The sequence below is a fragment of the Altererythrobacter sp. CAU 1644 genome (assembly GCF_029623755.1).
Taxonomy (GTDB): Bacteria; Pseudomonadota; Alphaproteobacteria; order Sphingomonadales; family Sphingomonadaceae; genus Erythrobacter; species Erythrobacter arenosus.
In genome coordinates this window covers 1,852,337-1,866,976 of record NZ_CP121106.1, presented here as the reverse complement: position 1 = coordinate 1,866,976, position 14,640 = coordinate 1,852,337, and the positions used below count along the sequence as shown (strand labels likewise).

Genomic DNA, 14,640 nt, shown 5'->3' with positions numbered 1-14,640 from the left:
GGGCCTCATGTGGCCCTATCACCCAGACCTGCTCGCGACGCCCGTTCCGCGTTACACCAGCTATCCGACCGCTGCCGAATTCGGCGAGATCGACGCGAGCCTATATCGCGACGCCCTCGAGCATACCGCAGGCGATATCTCGCTCTATCTGCATATCCCCTTCTGCGAGAAGATCTGTTTCTATTGCGGCTGCAACACCAGCGCGGCGGGCAAGACGCAGCGGCTCGAAAGCTACCTCGCCGCCCTACACGCGGAGATTGCGCAAGTCGGCCTGCTGATCGGCAACACGGCCCGCGTGAAGCGCATCTCCTTCGGAGGCGGCAGCCCCAACGCGATCGCGCCGCATGAATTCGAGCATCTGGTCGAAGGTCTAGAGACGCATTTTCACCTCTCGGCGCCAACCTATTCGATCGAGCTCGACCCGCGCACCATGACCGCCGACTGGGCCGCAGCGATCGGTCGGGTCGGCATCGAGCGCGCCAGCCTGGGCGTCCAGACGTTCGCCGCGCACTGCCAGGAGGCGATCGGCCGCGTGCAGAGCGAGGACACGATCCTCCAAACAGTCGACTGGCTGCGCGACGCCGGCGTCACCTCGCTCAATTTCGACCTGATGTATGGCTTGCCCGGCCAGAGCCGCGACGACCTGCTCGACACGCTCCAGCGCACGCGTGTGCTCGGCGCCGACCGGATCGCGCTGTTCGGCTATGCCCATGTCCCGCATATCGTGCCGCGCCAGAAGGTGATCGATACGAGCGCCCTGCCCGATCAGGACGAACGCTTCGCCATGGCCGAACTGGGCTACATCTACCTCTGCACCCATGGCTACACGCCGGTCGGCTTCGACCATTTCGCCAGGCCCGGCGGCGACCCGCTCGCCCACGCCGCGCTAGAAGACCGGCTGCACCGTAATTTTCAGGGCTTCACCGACGACAATGCCGAAACGCTGATCGGCCTCGGGGCTTCGGCGATCAGCAGCTTCCCCGAATTGCTGGTGCAGAACGAGAAGAATACCGGACGCTACCGGATGATCGCCTCTCAGGGCCGGCTCGCTGCGCGCCACGGCATCATACGCAGCGCGGAGGATCGACGCCGCGGAGCCCTGATTGAACAATTGCTCTGCCACGGTCACATCCGCCTGCCGGCAGATATTCGCGCGGAGATCGCGCCCAGGCTATGCGCCTTCACCGTGCGCGGGCTCGCCTCGCTCGACGGCAACGACCTGACGATCCCGACGCGCGGCGTCCCCTATGCGCGGAGCATCGCGGCGCTGCTCGATCCCTACCGGCAACAGTCGCTGCGCCAGTTCAGTTCGGCTATCTGACCCCCGCACATTGCCAGCGGGACCCACTGTGCATAATATGCACAGCCAGAGCGCCAGCAAATGGCGCCGTGGGAGAGAACAGCACCAATGGATCGACCGATCCGCAAGAGCACCGCTTGGGATGTCGCCGAAAAGGCCGGCGTCAGCCAATCGACGGTAAGCCGGGTATTCACCGGATCGACCCGCATCAGCGAGCAGACCCGTGCGCGGGTCATCGCGGCGGCCGAAGCGCTCGATTATCTCCCCGACAAGCGCGCTTCCCGCCTGCGCAGCGGACAGACCGGTGTCATCGCGGTGGTCTTGATCACCCGGGCCGAGGATCGCGCGCAGGAAGTCAATCCATTCACCTACGCCCTGCTCGGCGGGGTGTGCCGCGCGGCATCGGCGCGGGGGTACGAGACGCTGGTGTCATTCCAATCGAGCGCCGACGAATTCTATGGCCGCTATGTCGAACAGCGCGATGCCGACGCGCTGATCGTGCTGGGGACGACCCAGAATCCGGCGGCGTGGGAACATTTCCGCCCCATCCTCCAGCAGGAAGACCATTCGATCTGCTGGGGCCTACCCTTCGACGAGGCGCATTCGGTGCGATCGGACAATCACCTTGGCGGCAGGCTGGCCGCCGAACACCTGTGGAGCCGCGGCTATCGCAATCCCGTGTTCCTGGGGCCGATTGAGGGCACCCAACGCCAGTTCTCCGAACGGCTCGACGGGTTCTGCGAGGCACTCAAGGAGCGTGGCGGCGATGCGCATGTGGTGGGCAATCTCGGCAGCAACGACCGATACGGCCAGGGGCGCGAGGCGATCGAGCGGCTGGTCAGCGAAGGCCGCGAATACGATTCGATCTTCGCGGCCTGCGACTTTATCGCGCTTGGCGCGCTTGAGGCGCTGACCGCCAAGGGTATCGCCGTTCCTGGCCAGGTCGGCCTCATCGGCTATGACGGGCTCGCTGCTACGGCGCATGCCAACCCGCCTCTGACCACGATCAAGCCCGATCTCGAGGAAGCGGGGCGACAACTGGTCGCCCGCGTGCTCGACGAGGAGACGGAAAGCGACACTTCGCTCGCGCCGGTCGAGCTGATTGCCAGGGCGAGTACGCAGCGCGGTTGATCGACATACCGGCCCATCCGAACTGGCAGATCGGATAGTAGCGGGAACTCGTCCTTGCACCTCCCGGTCCGACGCGCCATTGGACTGCGCAAGGAGAATCTAAGACATGCGTCAAGTAGATCATTTCATTGTCGGCGGGGCGGGAGGCTCTGGCGCTCGCAAGCATCAGATCTGGAACCCTTCGACGGGTGAAGTGCAGGCCGAGGTGGTTCTGGGCGATGCGGCGCTGCTCGACCGCGCGGTGGCCGAAGCGAAGAAGGTCCAGCCGGCCTGGGCGGCGACCAATCCGCAGAAGCGCGCGCGTGTGATGTTCAAGTTCAAGGAGCTGATCGAGGCCAATATGCAGAGCCTCGCCGAGCTGCTCTCGAGCGAGCACGGCAAGGTGATCGATGATGCCAAGGGTGATGTCCAGCGCGGGCTCGAGGTAATCGAGTTTGCCTGCGGCATCCCGCAGGCATTGAAAGGCGACTATACGCAGGGCGCAGGCCCCGGCATCGACGTCTATTCGATGCGCCAGCCGCTCGGCATTGGCGCGGGCATCACCCCGTTCAACTTCCCGGCGATGATCCCGATGTGGATGTTCGGCATGGCGATCGCGGCGGGCAATGCCTTCATCCTAAAGCCCTCCGAGCGCGATCCGAGCGTGCCGGTCCGCCTCGCCGAGCTGTTCCTCGAGGCTGGCGCGCCCGAAGGCCTGCTGCAGGTGGTCCACGGCGACAAGGAAATGGTCGATGCGATCCTCGACCATCCCGATATTCCGGCGATCAGCTTCGTCGGCTCGTCCGATATCGCGCAGTATATCTACTCGCGCGGTGCGGCCAATGCGAAGCGCGTCCAGGCCTTTGGCGGGGCGAAGAACCACGGCGTGGTCATGCCCGACGCCGATCTCGACCAGGTGGTGAACGACCTAGCGGGCGCAGCCTTCGGTTCGGCGGGCGAGCGCTGCATGGCGCTGCCGGTCGTGGTGCCTGTGGGCGAAGACACCGCCAACAGGCTGCGCGAAAAGCTGATCCCCGCGATCAACGCACTGCGCGTCGGCGTCTCGAACGATCCCGACGCGCATTACGGCCCGGTCGTCACCCCCGAGCACAAGGCGCGCGTCGAAAGCTGGATCGACACCGCCGAGAGAGAAGGCGCAGAAGTCGTGATCGACGGGCGCGGCTTTTCGCTGCAGGGCCATGAGAAGGGCTTCTTCATCGGCCCGACGCTGCTCGACCGCGTGACGCCGCAGATGGAAAGCTATCAGGAGGAGATCTTCGGTCCGGTGCTCCAGATCGTGCGCGCCAAGGATTTCGAGGACGCACTGCGCCTGCCGAGTGAGCACCAGTACGGCAATGGCGTCGCCATCTTTACCCGCAACGGCCACGCCGCGCGCGAATTCGCAAGCCGCGTCAATGTCGGCATGGTCGGCATCAACGTGCCGATCCCCGTGCCTGTCAGCTATCATAGCTTCGGCGGGTGGAAGCGTTCGGGCTTCGGCGACATCGACCAGTACGGCATGGAAGGCCTCAAGTTCTGGACCAAGGCCAAGAAGGTCACCCAGCGCTGGCCCGACGGCGGCGGCGACGGCTCCAACGCCTTCGTCATCCCGACCATGGGGTAATCTTCGCGCAAGGAGATTCCGGATGCGAACATCATTGATCATCGGCGCGGTGCTTGCGCTGTCGGCCTGCGCCACCACCACGGCAAGCGAGCCTGACGAGCAGGAGCCCAAGCGCATGGGTGAAGGCAATTGCGATGCCTCCGGCTTGCAGGAGCATGTCGGCCACAAGGCCTCGGCCGAAAGCGGCGCGATCCTGCTGAAGCTTTCGGGTGCCAAGACCTTGCGCTGGGGCCCGCCCGATTCCGCCTGGACGATGGACTATCGGACCGATCGCCTCAACGTCAGCTACGACCGCGAGATGACCATCACCCGGATCGCCTGCGGATGAGCGCGCGCCAACACGCGAGCTCCGGTTCTCCGTTCGAGGACCAGTTCGGCTTCAGCCGCGCGATCCGCGTCGGCAATGCGATCAAGGTCGCCGGAACCGGCCCGATCGAAGACGACGGGTCGAGCACGCCAGGCGGCGCAGCCGAACAGGCGGAGCGCTGCCTCACTCTCATTGTCCGCGCGATCGAGCAGCTCGGCGGTTCGGCCTCAGACGTCGTCCGCACCCGCATGCTGCTCACCGATCCGGCCGACCAGGACGCGGTTGGCGCAGCCCACGCCCGCTTCTTCGGCGAGGCCCGCCCGGCTGCGACCATGCTAGGCGTGTCGTGGCTATGCCGACCCGAATGGAAGGTCGAAATCGAGGCCGAAGCCATCATAACGGACTAGCATTCCCGCCCCTTTCCTCTCCCATCACCCACGGCTAGAGCCACAGCATGACCGGACAATTCCAACTCACCGACGACCAGCTTGCGATCCAGGAAATGGCGCAGCGGTTTACCGCCGACAACATCACCCCCTTCGCGGGCGAGTGGGATGAAAAGAGCCACTTCCCGCGCGATGTCATCCAGCAGACGGGCGAGCTCGGCTTCGGCGCGATCTATGTTTCCGAGGAATCGGGCGGCATCGCCTTGGGCCGGCTCGAGGCGGCGCTGATCATGGAGGCAATGGCCTATGGCTGCCCCGCGACGAGCGCCTATGTCTCGATCCACAATATGGCGACCTGGATGATCGACCGCTTCGGCGGCGAGGAAGTCAAGGCGCGCTTCCTGCCCAAGCTGGTGACGATGGAACACATCGCCAGCTATGCGCTGACCGAACCGGGTTCGGGCTCGGACGCGGCGGGGCTCAAGACGACTGCGGTGCTCGATGGCGATCACTACGTCCTCAACGGCACCAAGCAGTTCATTTCGGGCAGCGGCTTCAACGATATCTATGTCGTGATGGTCCGCACCGGCGAGCACAAGTCAAAGGGCATTTCCTGCCTCGTGATCGAGAAGGACACCCCCGGCCTAAGCTTTGGCAAGCCCGAGAAGAAGCTAGGCTGGAATGCTTCGCCTACCGCGCAGCTGATCTTCGAGGATTGCCGCGTGCCGGTCGCCAACCGCGTCGGTGCCGAGGGCGAGGGGTTCAGCTTTGCCATGGCAGGGCTCGACGGCGGACGCCTCAACATCGGCGCTTGCTCACTCGGCGGGGCGCAGCGCTGCCTCGACGAGGCGGTCAAATACACCAAGGAACGCCAGCAGTTCGGCCAGCCGATCGCCGATTTCCAGAACACGCAGTTCATGCTCGCCGACATGGCGACCGAGCTGGAGGCGGCGCGCGCGCTGCTCTACCTCGCCGCCTGCAAGGTGACCGAGAATGCGCCCGACAAGTCGCGCTTCTCCGCCATGGCCAAGCGGCTGGCGACCGACAGCGGCAGCAATGTCGTCAACAACGCGCTGCAGCTGTTCGGCGGCTATGGCTACCTAAGGGAATATCCCATCGAGCGGTTCTGGCGCGACTTGCGCGTCCACTCGATCCTCGAAGGCACCAACCAGGTCATGCGGATGATCGTAGGCCGGGACCTGCTGCGACAGTGAGCGGCTTGCGCTTCTCGATGATGGCATTGGTGGTACCCGATTACGATCAGGGTATCGCTTACTATCATGGTGCGCTGGGGTTCACGCTGGTCGAGGATACCGACATGGGTGGCGGCAAGCGCTGGGTGGTGGTCGATCCCGGCAGCGGCGCCCGACTGCTCCTCGCCAAGGCAAGCAACGACAGACAGAGCGCATCAATTGGCAACCAGACTGGCGGCCGGGTTGGCTTTTTTCTGGAAACTGAGAATTTCGCGGCGACCCACGCACGTTTCATCGCTCAAGGAGTGACCTTTGAGGAGGCTCCACGAAGCGAGCCGTACGGCATGGTCGCCGTATTCAGCGATCCTTTTGGCAATCGCTGGGATCTGATTGAAACCAGGAATGCAGCATGAGTAACGATGTTCTGATCCACCGGCATGGTCGCGTCGGCCACATATCGCTTAATCGTCCCAAGGCGCTTCATGCGCTAACACTCGACATGTGCCACGCGATGAGCGCTGCACTGAGCGAGTGGGCCGATGATGACGATATCGTAGCGGTAATCCTCGATCATGCCGAAGGGCGCGGCTTCTGCGCGGGTGGTGACATTTCCTTCCTCCGCAACTCGGCGCTCAATGACGGCGGCGTGTCAGGGCGCAAGTTCTTCCACGACGAGTACCAGCTCAACCATCAGATGTTCACCTATGAGAAGCCTATCGTGGCATTCATGGACGGCATCACCATGGGCGGCGGCGTCGGTATCGCCATGCCCGCGAAGTTTCGCGTTGCGACCGAGAACACCCGCTTCGCCATGCCTGAGACCGGGATCGGCCTGTTTCCCGATGTCGGCGGCGGCTGGCATCTGTCGCGGCTCGAGGGGCGGCTGGGCCAGTTCCTCGCGCTGACAGGGGCGCGGCTCGACGGCGCCGAGTGTCACTGGGCGGGCATTGCGACCCACTACCTTCCCAGCGACATGCTTGCCGAGGCCAAGGCGCGGATCATCGACAAGCCCGACCGGATCGCCGGAATCCTGTCCGAAATGCCCGGCACGCCGCCCGAGGCGCGGCTCGCAGGCAACATGGCCAAGATCAATCGCCTGTTCGCCTCCGACAGCCTCGAAGAGATCGTCGCTGCCTTGGAAGCCGACGACAGCGAATGGGCGGCGAAGGAGCGCGACACGCTCGGCACCAAGAGTCCGCAGACCTGCAAGGTCGCGCTGCGCCAACTGGCGGAGAGTGCCGCGTTGAGTGACTTCGCCGAAAACATGCAGATGGAATACCGCATCGCCAGCCGCGTGCTGACCCGGCCCGATTTTGCCGAGGGCGTCCGCGCGGTCATCACCGACAAGACCAACGATCCCAAGTGGGATCCGGCCACCCCCGAAGGAGTGACCGAAGAGCTGCTCGACAGCATCTTCGCACCGCTGCCTGCCGCTGAGGAATGGAAACCCCTATGAGCTTCGAAACCATCACTGTCGAAACCGATGCCCAAGGCACCAATGGCGTCACGCTGATCACGCTCAATCGTCCGCAGGCGCTGAACGCACTCAACAGCAAGGTGCTGGAAGAACTGATCGACGCCTTCGCCGCCTATCAGGCTGACGGCAGCCAGCTCTGCGCCGTGCTGACCGGATCGGGCGACAAGGCGTTCGCAGCGGGCGCCGACATCAAGGAAATGAGCGAGAAGGCCGCGGCCGATTTCTATCTCGACGATTTCTTCAGCCCGTGGACGAGCGAGATCGTGAAGAAGACCCGCAAGCCGTGGATCGCCGCGGTCAACGGCTTCGCGCTCGGCGGCGGGTGCGAACTCGCCATGATGGCGGACTTCATCATCGCTTCGGCGAACGCGAAGTTCGGCCAGCCCGAGATCAAGCTCGGCGTCGCCCCCGGCATGGGCGGATCGCAGCGCCTGACCCGCGCGATCGGCAAGTCGAAGTCGATGGAAATGTGCCTCACCGGACGCATGATGGGCGCCGAGGAAGCCGAACGCAGCAATCTCGTCGCGCGCGTCGTCCCGCATGAGGACCTGATCGCGGAAACACTCAAGACCGCCGTGACCATCGCGGGCATGCCGCCGATGGCAACCATCGCGAACAAGGAAATGGTCAATTCGGCCTTCGAAATGACACTCGATCAGGGGCTGATCGTCGAGCGCCGCATCTTTCAGATCCTCACCGCGAGCGAGGACAAGAAGGAAGGCATGGAAGCCTTTATCGAGAAGCGCGAAGGCAACTGGAAGGGGCGGTGATCATTGGGCTTTGCTATCTGGCAGTTGGCTGCTTTCTCTTCTGGATTGGATACCAACACTGGAAGTTCCGCCGAGAGGAAACCGTTGGAGCATTGGAGGCGGCCATTCTGAAGGCCGCCAACGAGGAGCCGCAAAAGCTTTCGAAGCTTGATTGGATTCTGAAATACTTTCAGGCGATCATGGGTTTTATTCTCGGCCCCATATTCGCTGCCTTCGGAGTTATCATCGTATTGAACGAATTGGATTTGCTATGAAAATCGCATTTATCGGCCTCGGCAATATGGGCGGCGGGATGGCCGCAAACCTCGTCAAGGCGGGGCACGAGGTGAATGCCTTCGACCTCAGCGAAGAGGCGCTTTCAGCCGCCAAGGGCAATGGCTGCGCGACTTTCTCCGATGCGCGCGAGGCCGTTCAGGGCGTCGAGGCAGTGGTGACGATGCTTCCAAACGGCGCGATCGTGAAGTCGGTCTATACCGACAGCGTGATCGGCCATGCTCCCGCTGGTGCAGTGCTGCTCGACTGCTCGACGATCGATGTCGCCAGCGCGCGTGAGGTGATTTCCGCTGCCGAAGCAGCAGGTTACGACATGGTCGATGCCCCGGTTTCGGGCGGGATCGCGGCGGCCAACGGCGGCACGCTCACGTTCATGGTTGGCGGCACGGGCGAGGCTTTCGCACGCGCCGAGCCGATCCTGGGCGCGATGGGCAAGGCGGTGATCCATGCCGGCGATGCAGGCAACGGCCAGGCCGCCAAGATCTGCAACAACATGCTGCTCGGCATCCACATGATCGGCACCTGCGAAGCCTTTGCGATGGCGCAGAAGCTCGGGCTCGACCCACAAACCTTCTATGACATCTCGAGCGTCAGTTCGGGCCAGAACTGGTCGATGACCTCCTATTGCCCGGTCCCCGGCGTTGGCCCTCAGAGCCCGTCGGACAACGACTATCAGGGCGGCTTCGCGACCGCGCTGATGCTCAAGGATTTGCGGCTGGCGATGGAAGCAGCCGAGAGTTCCGGCAGCGCCACGCCGATGGGTGCGCGCGCCGCTGCGCTCTACGAGGACTTCAACGGTGCGGGCAATGGCGGTCTCGACTTCAGCGCCATCATCAAGATGCTCTGATTTCTTCTAAGATCCCGGCAAGCCATTCGCGCGGAGCCTGCCGCCGTCCGATATCGGCGACGAATTCCTGCCCGCGCGCGACGCTCCTGAGCCGCCCGCCGCGTAGCCAGCGATCCGCGCGGTCGTGATAACTAAGCCCGCCGCGCCTGAGCCAATCCGGGCGCTGCCACAGGGTGACCGGGCCGCCGGGGACGGTCAGGCGCAATGCCTCTGAAGCGCGCCTCGCTGTCCGCCCCGGCCCACGATAGATGACGTCGTTCCGGTGGTGCATCGCCAAGGCATGCGGGTGTGCAAGATCGCGCAGGTCCTGCGGTACGCCGTCGGCGAGCGGGACCAGCTCGTCGACTTCGAGATAGCCAAAGATGCGGTGGTGCGGTTCGCCGGTTTCCTCCTCGCGGAACAGCCCGAAGAAGAGGAAAACGTCGCCCGCACCCACGCCCTGCCTATCAAGGTGCGTCTGCGCCGCCCCGCACTGGCCGAACAGGCACTCCCCCGTATCGAGGAACATCGGATCGTGGTGGCACAAGTCGCCCGCACCGAACCTGCCGCGGCTCGACGATGCGACATGATCGCCCAGCCCCAGCGCCCCATAGGTCGTCGTCGATGCGGTCCCGGACGGGATCGGCAGGCTTAACGGGCGACCATCAACGATCGGCGAAGCCCCGCCCCCGGCAGCGCTGTCGAACCCCTTGCGGCTGAAGATGATACGCATGGCCGGCCCTGCCGGGCGGGATCAGCTCCCGCCCTGCTCGCTCAGCGTCGGCGTCCCGGCCGGCGGTGAGGGTTCTTCCCAAGCCAGCACCGGTTTGCGCGCGGCCTGCGTCTCGTCGAGACGGCGGCGCGGCGCATAATAGGGTGCCTGCTTCATGCTCTCGTCGCCCGCCCGAGCACGCTCGGCGACGCCGCGCAGCGCGGCGATGAACTGGTCGAGCCCCGCCTTGCTCTCGGTCTCGGTCGGTTCGATCAGCATCGCGCCATGCACCACCAGCGGGAAGTACATGGTCATCGGGTGGTAGCCTTCGTCGATCAGAGCCTTGGCGAGATCCAGTGTAGAGAGACCGCCCTCGAATCCCTTGTCTCCAAAAATCGCCTCATGCATGCACGGGCCGCTGTGGCCGAACGGCGCGTCGAGCAGATCTTCGAGGCTCCGCAGGATATAATTGGCGTTGAGTACCGCATCTTCCGCCACCTGGGCCAGCCCATCCGCGCCATGGCTGAGAATGTAGGTCAACGCCCGAGTGAACATGCCCATCTGGCCATGGAAAGCCGTCATGCGGCCAAAGCTCTGCATGCGTCCGCCGAAATGCTCCTCCGAGAAGCTGTCGGCGCTCTCTTCCTCAACGAGATGGACGACACCATCCTTCGTGCGCGCCGTATAGGGCAGCGGGCCAAACGGGCTGAGCGCCTCGGACAATACGACCGGTCCCGAACCCGGACCGCCCCCGCCATGCGGAGTGGAAAAAGTCTTGTGGAGGTTGATGTGCATCGCATCGACGCCAAGGTCGCCGGGGCGCACCTTGCCCACGATCGCGTTGAAGTTGGCACCATCGCAATAGACGAAGCCGCCGGCGGCATGGACCGCGTCTGAGATCGCCTTCATGTCACGCTCGAACAACCCGCAGGTATTGGGGTTGGTGATCATCACGCCTGCAACGTCCGGCCCGAGGCGAGCCTTGAGCGCTTCGAGGTCGACGCGGCCATCGCTGTTCGCCGGGATATCCTCGACGCGGTAACCGGCAAAGGCGGCGGTGGCAGGGTTCGTACCATGCGCGCTTTCGGGCACGAGAATGACCTCGCGCGCGTCGCCCCGCGCTTCGAGCGCCGCGCGAATGCACAGGATGCCGCAGAGTTCGCCATGGGCACCCGCCTTGGGGCTCATCGCGACGCCGTGCATGCCGGTCAATTCGATCAGCCAGTGGGCCAGCTCGTTGATCACTTCGAGCGCGCCGCGCACGGTCGAGACCGGCTGCAGCGGGTGGACGTCGGCGAAACCGGGCATCCGCGCGACCTTTTCGTTGAGCCGCGGATTGTGCTTCATCGTGCAGGAGCCGAGCGGGAACAGGCCGAGGTCGATGGCATAGTTCTGGCGGCTGAGTCGCGTGTAGTGGCGCATCGTTTCCGGCTCGGTCAGGCCCGGCAGACCGATGGCGTCGCTGCGGTCGAACCCGCCGAGGCGGTTGGCTCCTCCGGTTGGCTCGGGAAGATCGACCCCGGTGTTGCCGACGTGGCCGATCTCGAACAGCAGCGGCTCTTCGAGCATCAGTGCGCGATTACCGGTTACGGTCTTCGGGCCGTTGTGCATCCCGTCATCGGCGGCATTCATCTCGGGCTTCCAGCCGCTCTTGTTGGGCGCGTTCATGCCAGTTCTCCCTCAAGCGCGGAGGCGAGCGTTTCGATATCCTCCTCGCTGGTGGTCTCGGTCACCGCGACAAGCAATGCGTCGCCCAGTTCCTGATGGTCAGGATAGAGCCGCCCGAGCGATACGCCCGCGAGAACACCCTTGTCCGCGAGATTGCGCACGACCTGCCGCGCGTCGCGGCCCAGTCGCAGCGTGAACTCGTTGAAGAAATTCTCGTTGAGCACCGTGATGCCGGGCACTTGCGCCAGACGGTCGGCTGCCTTGCACGCGAGGCGATGGTTCTCGGCTGCAAGTTGGCGGAGCCCCTTCTCGCCGAGCAGCGTCATGTGAACGCTGAAGGCGAGCGCGCAGAGACCGCTATTGGTGCAGATGTTCGAGGTCGCCTTCTCGCGGCGGATGTGCTGCTCGCGGGTCGAGAGCGTCAGCACGAAACCGCGCTTGCCCTCCGCATCGACGGTCTCGCCGCACAGGCGACCGGGCATCTGGCGCACATGCTTGGGATCGCGCACGGCGAACAGGCCGAGGTAGGGGCCGCCGAACTGCAGGCCGACGCCGATCGACTGGCCCTCGCCCACGACGATATCTGCGCCGAGCTCGCCCGGCGACTTGATCGCCCCGAGCGCCACCGGTTCGGTATTGACCGCGATCAGCAAGGCGCCCTTGGCATGCGCCGCTTCTGCGATCTCGGCGAGGTCGGGGATGCGCCCGAGGATATCGGGGTATTGCACCACCACGCAGGCGGTTTCGTCGTCGATCCGGGCGATCAGCCCGGCATTGTCGGGGGTCGCCTCCATCGAGGGCAGACTGTCGGCAATCGTGTCGCCGGTGAACTTCGCCATCGTCTTGACGACCTCGGTGTAGTGCGGGTGGAGCGCACCCGACAGCACCGCCCTGTTGCGGCGGGTAACGCGGGTCGCCATCGCCACCGCTTCCCAACACGCAGTCGAGCCGTCGTACATCGAAGCGTTCGCCACGGCGCAGCCATAGAGCCGCGCGACCTGGCTCTGGAATTCGAACAGCATCTGCAGTGTGCCCTGCGCGATTTCGGGCTGATAGGGCGTATAGGCCGTCAGGAACTCGCCGCGCTGGATGACGTGGTCGACCGTCGCCGGGACATGGTGGCGATAGGCGCCAGCCCCGAGGAAGAACGGCGCGTCGGCCGCAGCGAGGTTTTTCTTCGACAGCGCGCGCATATGCCGCTCGACTGCCATCTCGCTCATGTGCATGGACAGACCCTCGATCGGGCCCCTCAGGCGCGCCTCCTCGGGCACGTCGACGAAGAGATCGTCGATACTCGCAGCACCGACCTTGGCGAGCATCTCGCCCCGGTCGGTGTCGGTCAGCGGCAAATAGCGCATTCTTACTCCTATCCCCTCAACGGGGTTCGCGGATCACAGTCCGGCGACAAAACTCTTGTAGGCGGCTTCGTCCATCAGCCCTTCGAGCTGGCTGGCATCGCCGACGGTCATCTTGAAGAACCAGCCACCGTCCTCGGGGTCGGTGTTGACCAGCGCGGGATCCTCTTCGAGATCCTCGTTGGTTTCTGTGACCTTGCCGTCGATCGGCGCATAGACGTCGCTCGCAGCTTTGACGCTTTCGACCACCGCGGCATCACCACCCTGGTCGAGGTTTGCGCCCACGGCGGGCAATTCGACGAAAACGATGTCGCCGAGCTGTTCCTGCGCATAGTCGGTGATCCCGACCGTCGCGGTATTCCCTTCGACATCGATCCATTCGTGCTCATCGGTGAAATAACGCGGCATAGCTCAACTCCCTCGATAATAATTGTGAGGCACAAAAGGCATGGGTGCGACGGTCGCCGAGAGGCGCTTGCCGCGAACTTCGATTTCGAGCGCGCCGCCCTGTTCGGCATGCGCGGCATCGACATAGGCCATCGCAATCGGCTGGCCGAGTGAGGGCGAGAAGCCGCCGCTGGTGACCGTGCCGACCTTGCTGTTGCCGACGAACACTTCCGCGCCTTCGCGCGCGGGCATGCGCCCATCGAGCTTGAGCCCGACCAATCGGCGCTGCGTGCCCTCGGCGATTTCGCGGTTGATCCGTTCTGCGCCGGGAAAGCCGCCTTCAGTGCGACGGCGCTTGTTGATGCCGAAAATCAGCCCCGCCTCGACCGGGCTGTTATCAGGCGAGAGGTCATGGCCGTAGAGCGGCAGGCCCGCTTCGAGCCGCAAGCTGTCGCGCGCGCCTAGCCCGATCGGCTTCACCTCGGGCTCGCTGCAAAGCAGCGTCGCGATCTGTTCGGCCGCTTGTGCCGGGATCGAGATTTCGAAGCCGTCCTCGCCGGTGTAGCCCGCGCGGGCGATCCAGACCTTGTGTCCAGCGAGGGTGTAATTGGCGAACTTCATGAACGTCAGCGAGGACAGGTCCGGCCCGTCCTCGGCATGCCGCGCCAATGCATCGGCGGCCTTTGGGCCCTGCAGCGCCAGCAGCGCGCGATCCTCTAGGTGATTGAGCGTGATCTCGTCGGGCAGGACTTCGCGCATATGGCCGATGTCGTCCCATTTCGTCGCGCCATTCACGACCAGATAGAGCGCCTCGGGCTGGCGCGAGACCATCAGGTCATCCAGCACGCCGCCATGCTCGTCGAGCAGCAGCGAATAACGCTGGCTGCCGACCTTGAGGGTCGAGAGGTCGATCGGCAGCAATGCTTCGACCGCTTCGTCGAGCCCTTCGCCCGACAGCAGCAACTGACCCATGTGGCTGACATCGAACAGGCCGGCCGAATTGCGCGTCCACTCGTGCTCGGCAACGATCCCTTCGTACTGGATCGGCATTTCGTAGCCGGCAAAGGGGACCATGCGGGCGCCCTGCGCGCGATGCCAGGCATCGAGCGGCAGTTTCTCCAGCGGCAGGTCTTCAGGTGTTTCTTCGTCGCTCAACAATCAGTCCCCGAACAAGGCGCACGGACGTTTCGCGCTGAAACGCACATTACGCGCCCCCTCTGTCGGGAAACCTGAGAGCTTAGCCGGGCGATGA

At 64.3% G+C, this 14,640-nt stretch carries 16 protein-coding genes; 11 read left to right on the top strand and 5 right to left on the bottom strand.

From position 1 onward, the window contains the following. Positions 1 to 7 precede the first annotated feature (7 nt). The 11 genes from P7228_RS09285 (at position 8) to mmsB (ending at position 9,287) form a co-directional block, all read left to right on the top strand. Positions 8 to 1,321 (top strand): radical SAM protein, encoded by a 1,314-nt coding sequence (locus P7228_RS09285; RefSeq protein WP_278014959.1) that lies wholly within the window; start codon positions 8 to 10, stop codon positions 1,319 to 1,321. 87 nt (positions 1,322 to 1,408) lie between these two features. Beyond that, positions 1,409 to 2,431 carry a LacI family DNA-binding transcriptional regulator gene (locus P7228_RS09280; RefSeq protein ID WP_278014958.1) on the top strand — a complete coding sequence of 341 codons (1,023 nt, stop codon included), beginning with the start codon at positions 1,409 to 1,411 and terminating at the stop codon, positions 2,429 to 2,431. A 106-nt stretch (positions 2,432 to 2,537) separates the two neighbouring features. Beyond that, complete coding sequence (locus P7228_RS09275; protein WP_278014957.1) at positions 2,538 to 4,034, top strand: CoA-acylating methylmalonate-semialdehyde dehydrogenase; 1,497 nt, start codon at positions 2,538 to 2,540, stop codon at positions 4,032 to 4,034. 22 nt (positions 4,035 to 4,056) lie between these two features. Beyond that, positions 4,057 to 4,362 carry an I78 family peptidase inhibitor gene (locus P7228_RS09270; protein ID WP_278014956.1) on the top strand — a complete coding sequence of 102 codons (306 nt, stop codon included), beginning with the start codon at positions 4,057 to 4,059 and terminating at the stop codon, positions 4,360 to 4,362. Beyond that, entirely contained in the window at positions 4,359 to 4,748 is a 390-nt protein-coding gene (locus P7228_RS09265; protein WP_278014955.1) for a RidA family protein, read from the top strand. Before P7228_RS09270 ends, P7228_RS09265 begins: the two co-directional genes overlap by 4 nt. Before the next feature lie 47 nt (positions 4,749 to 4,795). Further along, the gene (locus P7228_RS09260; RefSeq protein WP_278014954.1) at positions 4,796 to 5,941 is read left to right on the top strand and encodes an acyl-CoA dehydrogenase family protein; all 1,146 of its coding nucleotides are present in this window, start codon (positions 4,796 to 4,798) and stop codon (positions 5,939 to 5,941) included. After that, positions 5,938 to 6,333, top strand: coding sequence for a VOC family protein (locus tag P7228_RS09255; protein WP_278014953.1), 396 nt, complete (start codon positions 5,938 to 5,940; stop codon positions 6,331 to 6,333). Before P7228_RS09260 ends, P7228_RS09255 begins: the two co-directional genes overlap by 4 nt. After that, complete coding sequence (locus P7228_RS09250) at positions 6,330 to 7,376, top strand: enoyl-CoA hydratase/isomerase family protein (protein WP_278014952.1); 1,047 nt, start codon at positions 6,330 to 6,332, stop codon at positions 7,374 to 7,376. Before P7228_RS09255 ends, P7228_RS09250 begins: the two co-directional genes overlap by 4 nt. Beyond that, positions 7,373 to 8,167 (top strand): enoyl-CoA hydratase-related protein, encoded by a 795-nt coding sequence (locus P7228_RS09245; RefSeq protein ID WP_278014951.1) that lies wholly within the window; start codon positions 7,373 to 7,375, stop codon positions 8,165 to 8,167. The genes P7228_RS09250 and P7228_RS09245 overlap by 4 nt, the downstream gene beginning before the upstream one ends. Next, positions 8,164 to 8,421 (top strand): hypothetical protein, encoded by a 258-nt coding sequence (locus P7228_RS09240; RefSeq protein WP_278014950.1) that lies wholly within the window; start codon positions 8,164 to 8,166, stop codon positions 8,419 to 8,421. The genes P7228_RS09245 and P7228_RS09240 overlap by 4 nt, the downstream gene beginning before the upstream one ends. Continuing rightward, on the top strand, positions 8,418 to 9,287 hold the full coding sequence (mmsB, locus tag P7228_RS09235; protein WP_278014949.1) for a 3-hydroxyisobutyrate dehydrogenase: 870 nt from the start codon (positions 8,418 to 8,420) through the stop codon (positions 9,285 to 9,287). Before P7228_RS09240 ends, mmsB begins: the two co-directional genes overlap by 4 nt. Here the strand turns inward: mmsB and P7228_RS09230 are convergent. The 5 genes from P7228_RS09230 to gcvT are packed head-to-tail and all read right to left on the bottom strand — an operon-like array spanning position 9,274 to position 14,543. Further along, complete coding sequence (locus P7228_RS09230) at positions 9,274 to 9,999, bottom strand: Nmad3 family putative nucleotide modification protein (protein ID WP_278014948.1); 726 nt, start codon at positions 9,997 to 9,999, stop codon at positions 9,274 to 9,276. The genes mmsB and P7228_RS09230 overlap by 14 nt on opposite strands. A gap of 21 nt (positions 10,000 to 10,020) precedes the next feature. Further along, complete coding sequence (gcvPB, locus tag P7228_RS09225) at positions 10,021 to 11,646, bottom strand: aminomethyl-transferring glycine dehydrogenase subunit GcvPB (protein WP_278014947.1); 1,626 nt, start codon at positions 11,644 to 11,646, stop codon at positions 10,021 to 10,023. Beyond that, positions 11,643 to 13,004, bottom strand: a complete 1,362-nt coding sequence (gcvPA, locus tag P7228_RS09220) for an aminomethyl-transferring glycine dehydrogenase subunit GcvPA (RefSeq protein ID WP_278014946.1) — start codon at positions 13,002 to 13,004, stop codon at positions 11,643 to 11,645. The genes gcvPB and gcvPA overlap by 4 nt, the downstream gene beginning before the upstream one ends. 33 nt (positions 13,005 to 13,037) lie before the next feature. Then, entirely contained in the window at positions 13,038 to 13,409 is a 372-nt protein-coding gene (gene gcvH, locus P7228_RS09215) for a glycine cleavage system protein GcvH (protein ID WP_278014945.1), read from the bottom strand. Between the two features lie 3 nt (positions 13,410 to 13,412). Further along, positions 13,413 to 14,543, bottom strand: coding sequence for a glycine cleavage system aminomethyltransferase GcvT (gene gcvT, locus P7228_RS09210; protein WP_278014944.1), 1,131 nt, complete (start codon positions 14,541 to 14,543; stop codon positions 13,413 to 13,415). Positions 14,544 to 14,640: the final 97 nt, after the last annotated feature.

What these genes read in the sequence shown, in the direction of transcription:
- P7228_RS09230 (WP_278014948.1), bottom strand. Translation starts at nt 9,999, where the DNA reads ATGCGTATCATCTTCAGCCGCAAGGGGTTCGACAGCGCTGCCGGGGGC.
- P7228_RS09270 (WP_278014956.1), top strand. Translation starts at nt 4,057, where the DNA reads ATGCGAACATCATTGATCATCGGCGCGGTGCTTGCGCTGTCGGCCTGC.
- P7228_RS09265 (WP_278014955.1), top strand. Translation starts at nt 4,359, where the DNA reads ATGAGCGCGCGCCAACACGCGAGCTCCGGTTCTCCGTTCGAGGACCAG.
- mmsB (WP_278014949.1), top strand. Translation starts at nt 8,418, where the DNA reads ATGAAAATCGCATTTATCGGCCTCGGCAATATGGGCGGCGGGATGGCC.
- gcvPA (WP_278014946.1), bottom strand. Translation starts at nt 13,004, where the DNA reads ATGCGCTATTTGCCGCTGACCGACACCGACCGGGGCGAGATGCTCGCC.
- P7228_RS09275 (WP_278014957.1), top strand. Translation starts at nt 2,538, where the DNA reads ATGCGTCAAGTAGATCATTTCATTGTCGGCGGGGCGGGAGGCTCTGGC.
- gcvPB (WP_278014947.1), bottom strand. Translation starts at nt 11,646, where the DNA reads ATGAACGCGCCCAACAAGAGCGGCTGGAAGCCCGAGATGAATGCCGCC.
- gcvH (WP_278014945.1), bottom strand. Translation starts at nt 13,409, where the DNA reads ATGCCGCGTTATTTCACCGATGAGCACGAATGGATCGATGTCGAAGGG.
- P7228_RS09285 (WP_278014959.1), top strand. Translation starts at nt 8, where the DNA reads ATGTGGCCCTATCACCCAGACCTGCTCGCGACGCCCGTTCCGCGTTAC.
- P7228_RS09280 (WP_278014958.1), top strand. Translation starts at nt 1,409, where the DNA reads ATGGATCGACCGATCCGCAAGAGCACCGCTTGGGATGTCGCCGAAAAG.
- P7228_RS09245 (WP_278014951.1), top strand. Translation starts at nt 7,373, where the DNA reads ATGAGCTTCGAAACCATCACTGTCGAAACCGATGCCCAAGGCACCAAT.
- P7228_RS09260 (WP_278014954.1), top strand. Translation starts at nt 4,796, where the DNA reads ATGACCGGACAATTCCAACTCACCGACGACCAGCTTGCGATCCAGGAA.
- P7228_RS09250 (WP_278014952.1), top strand. Translation starts at nt 6,330, where the DNA reads ATGAGTAACGATGTTCTGATCCACCGGCATGGTCGCGTCGGCCACATA.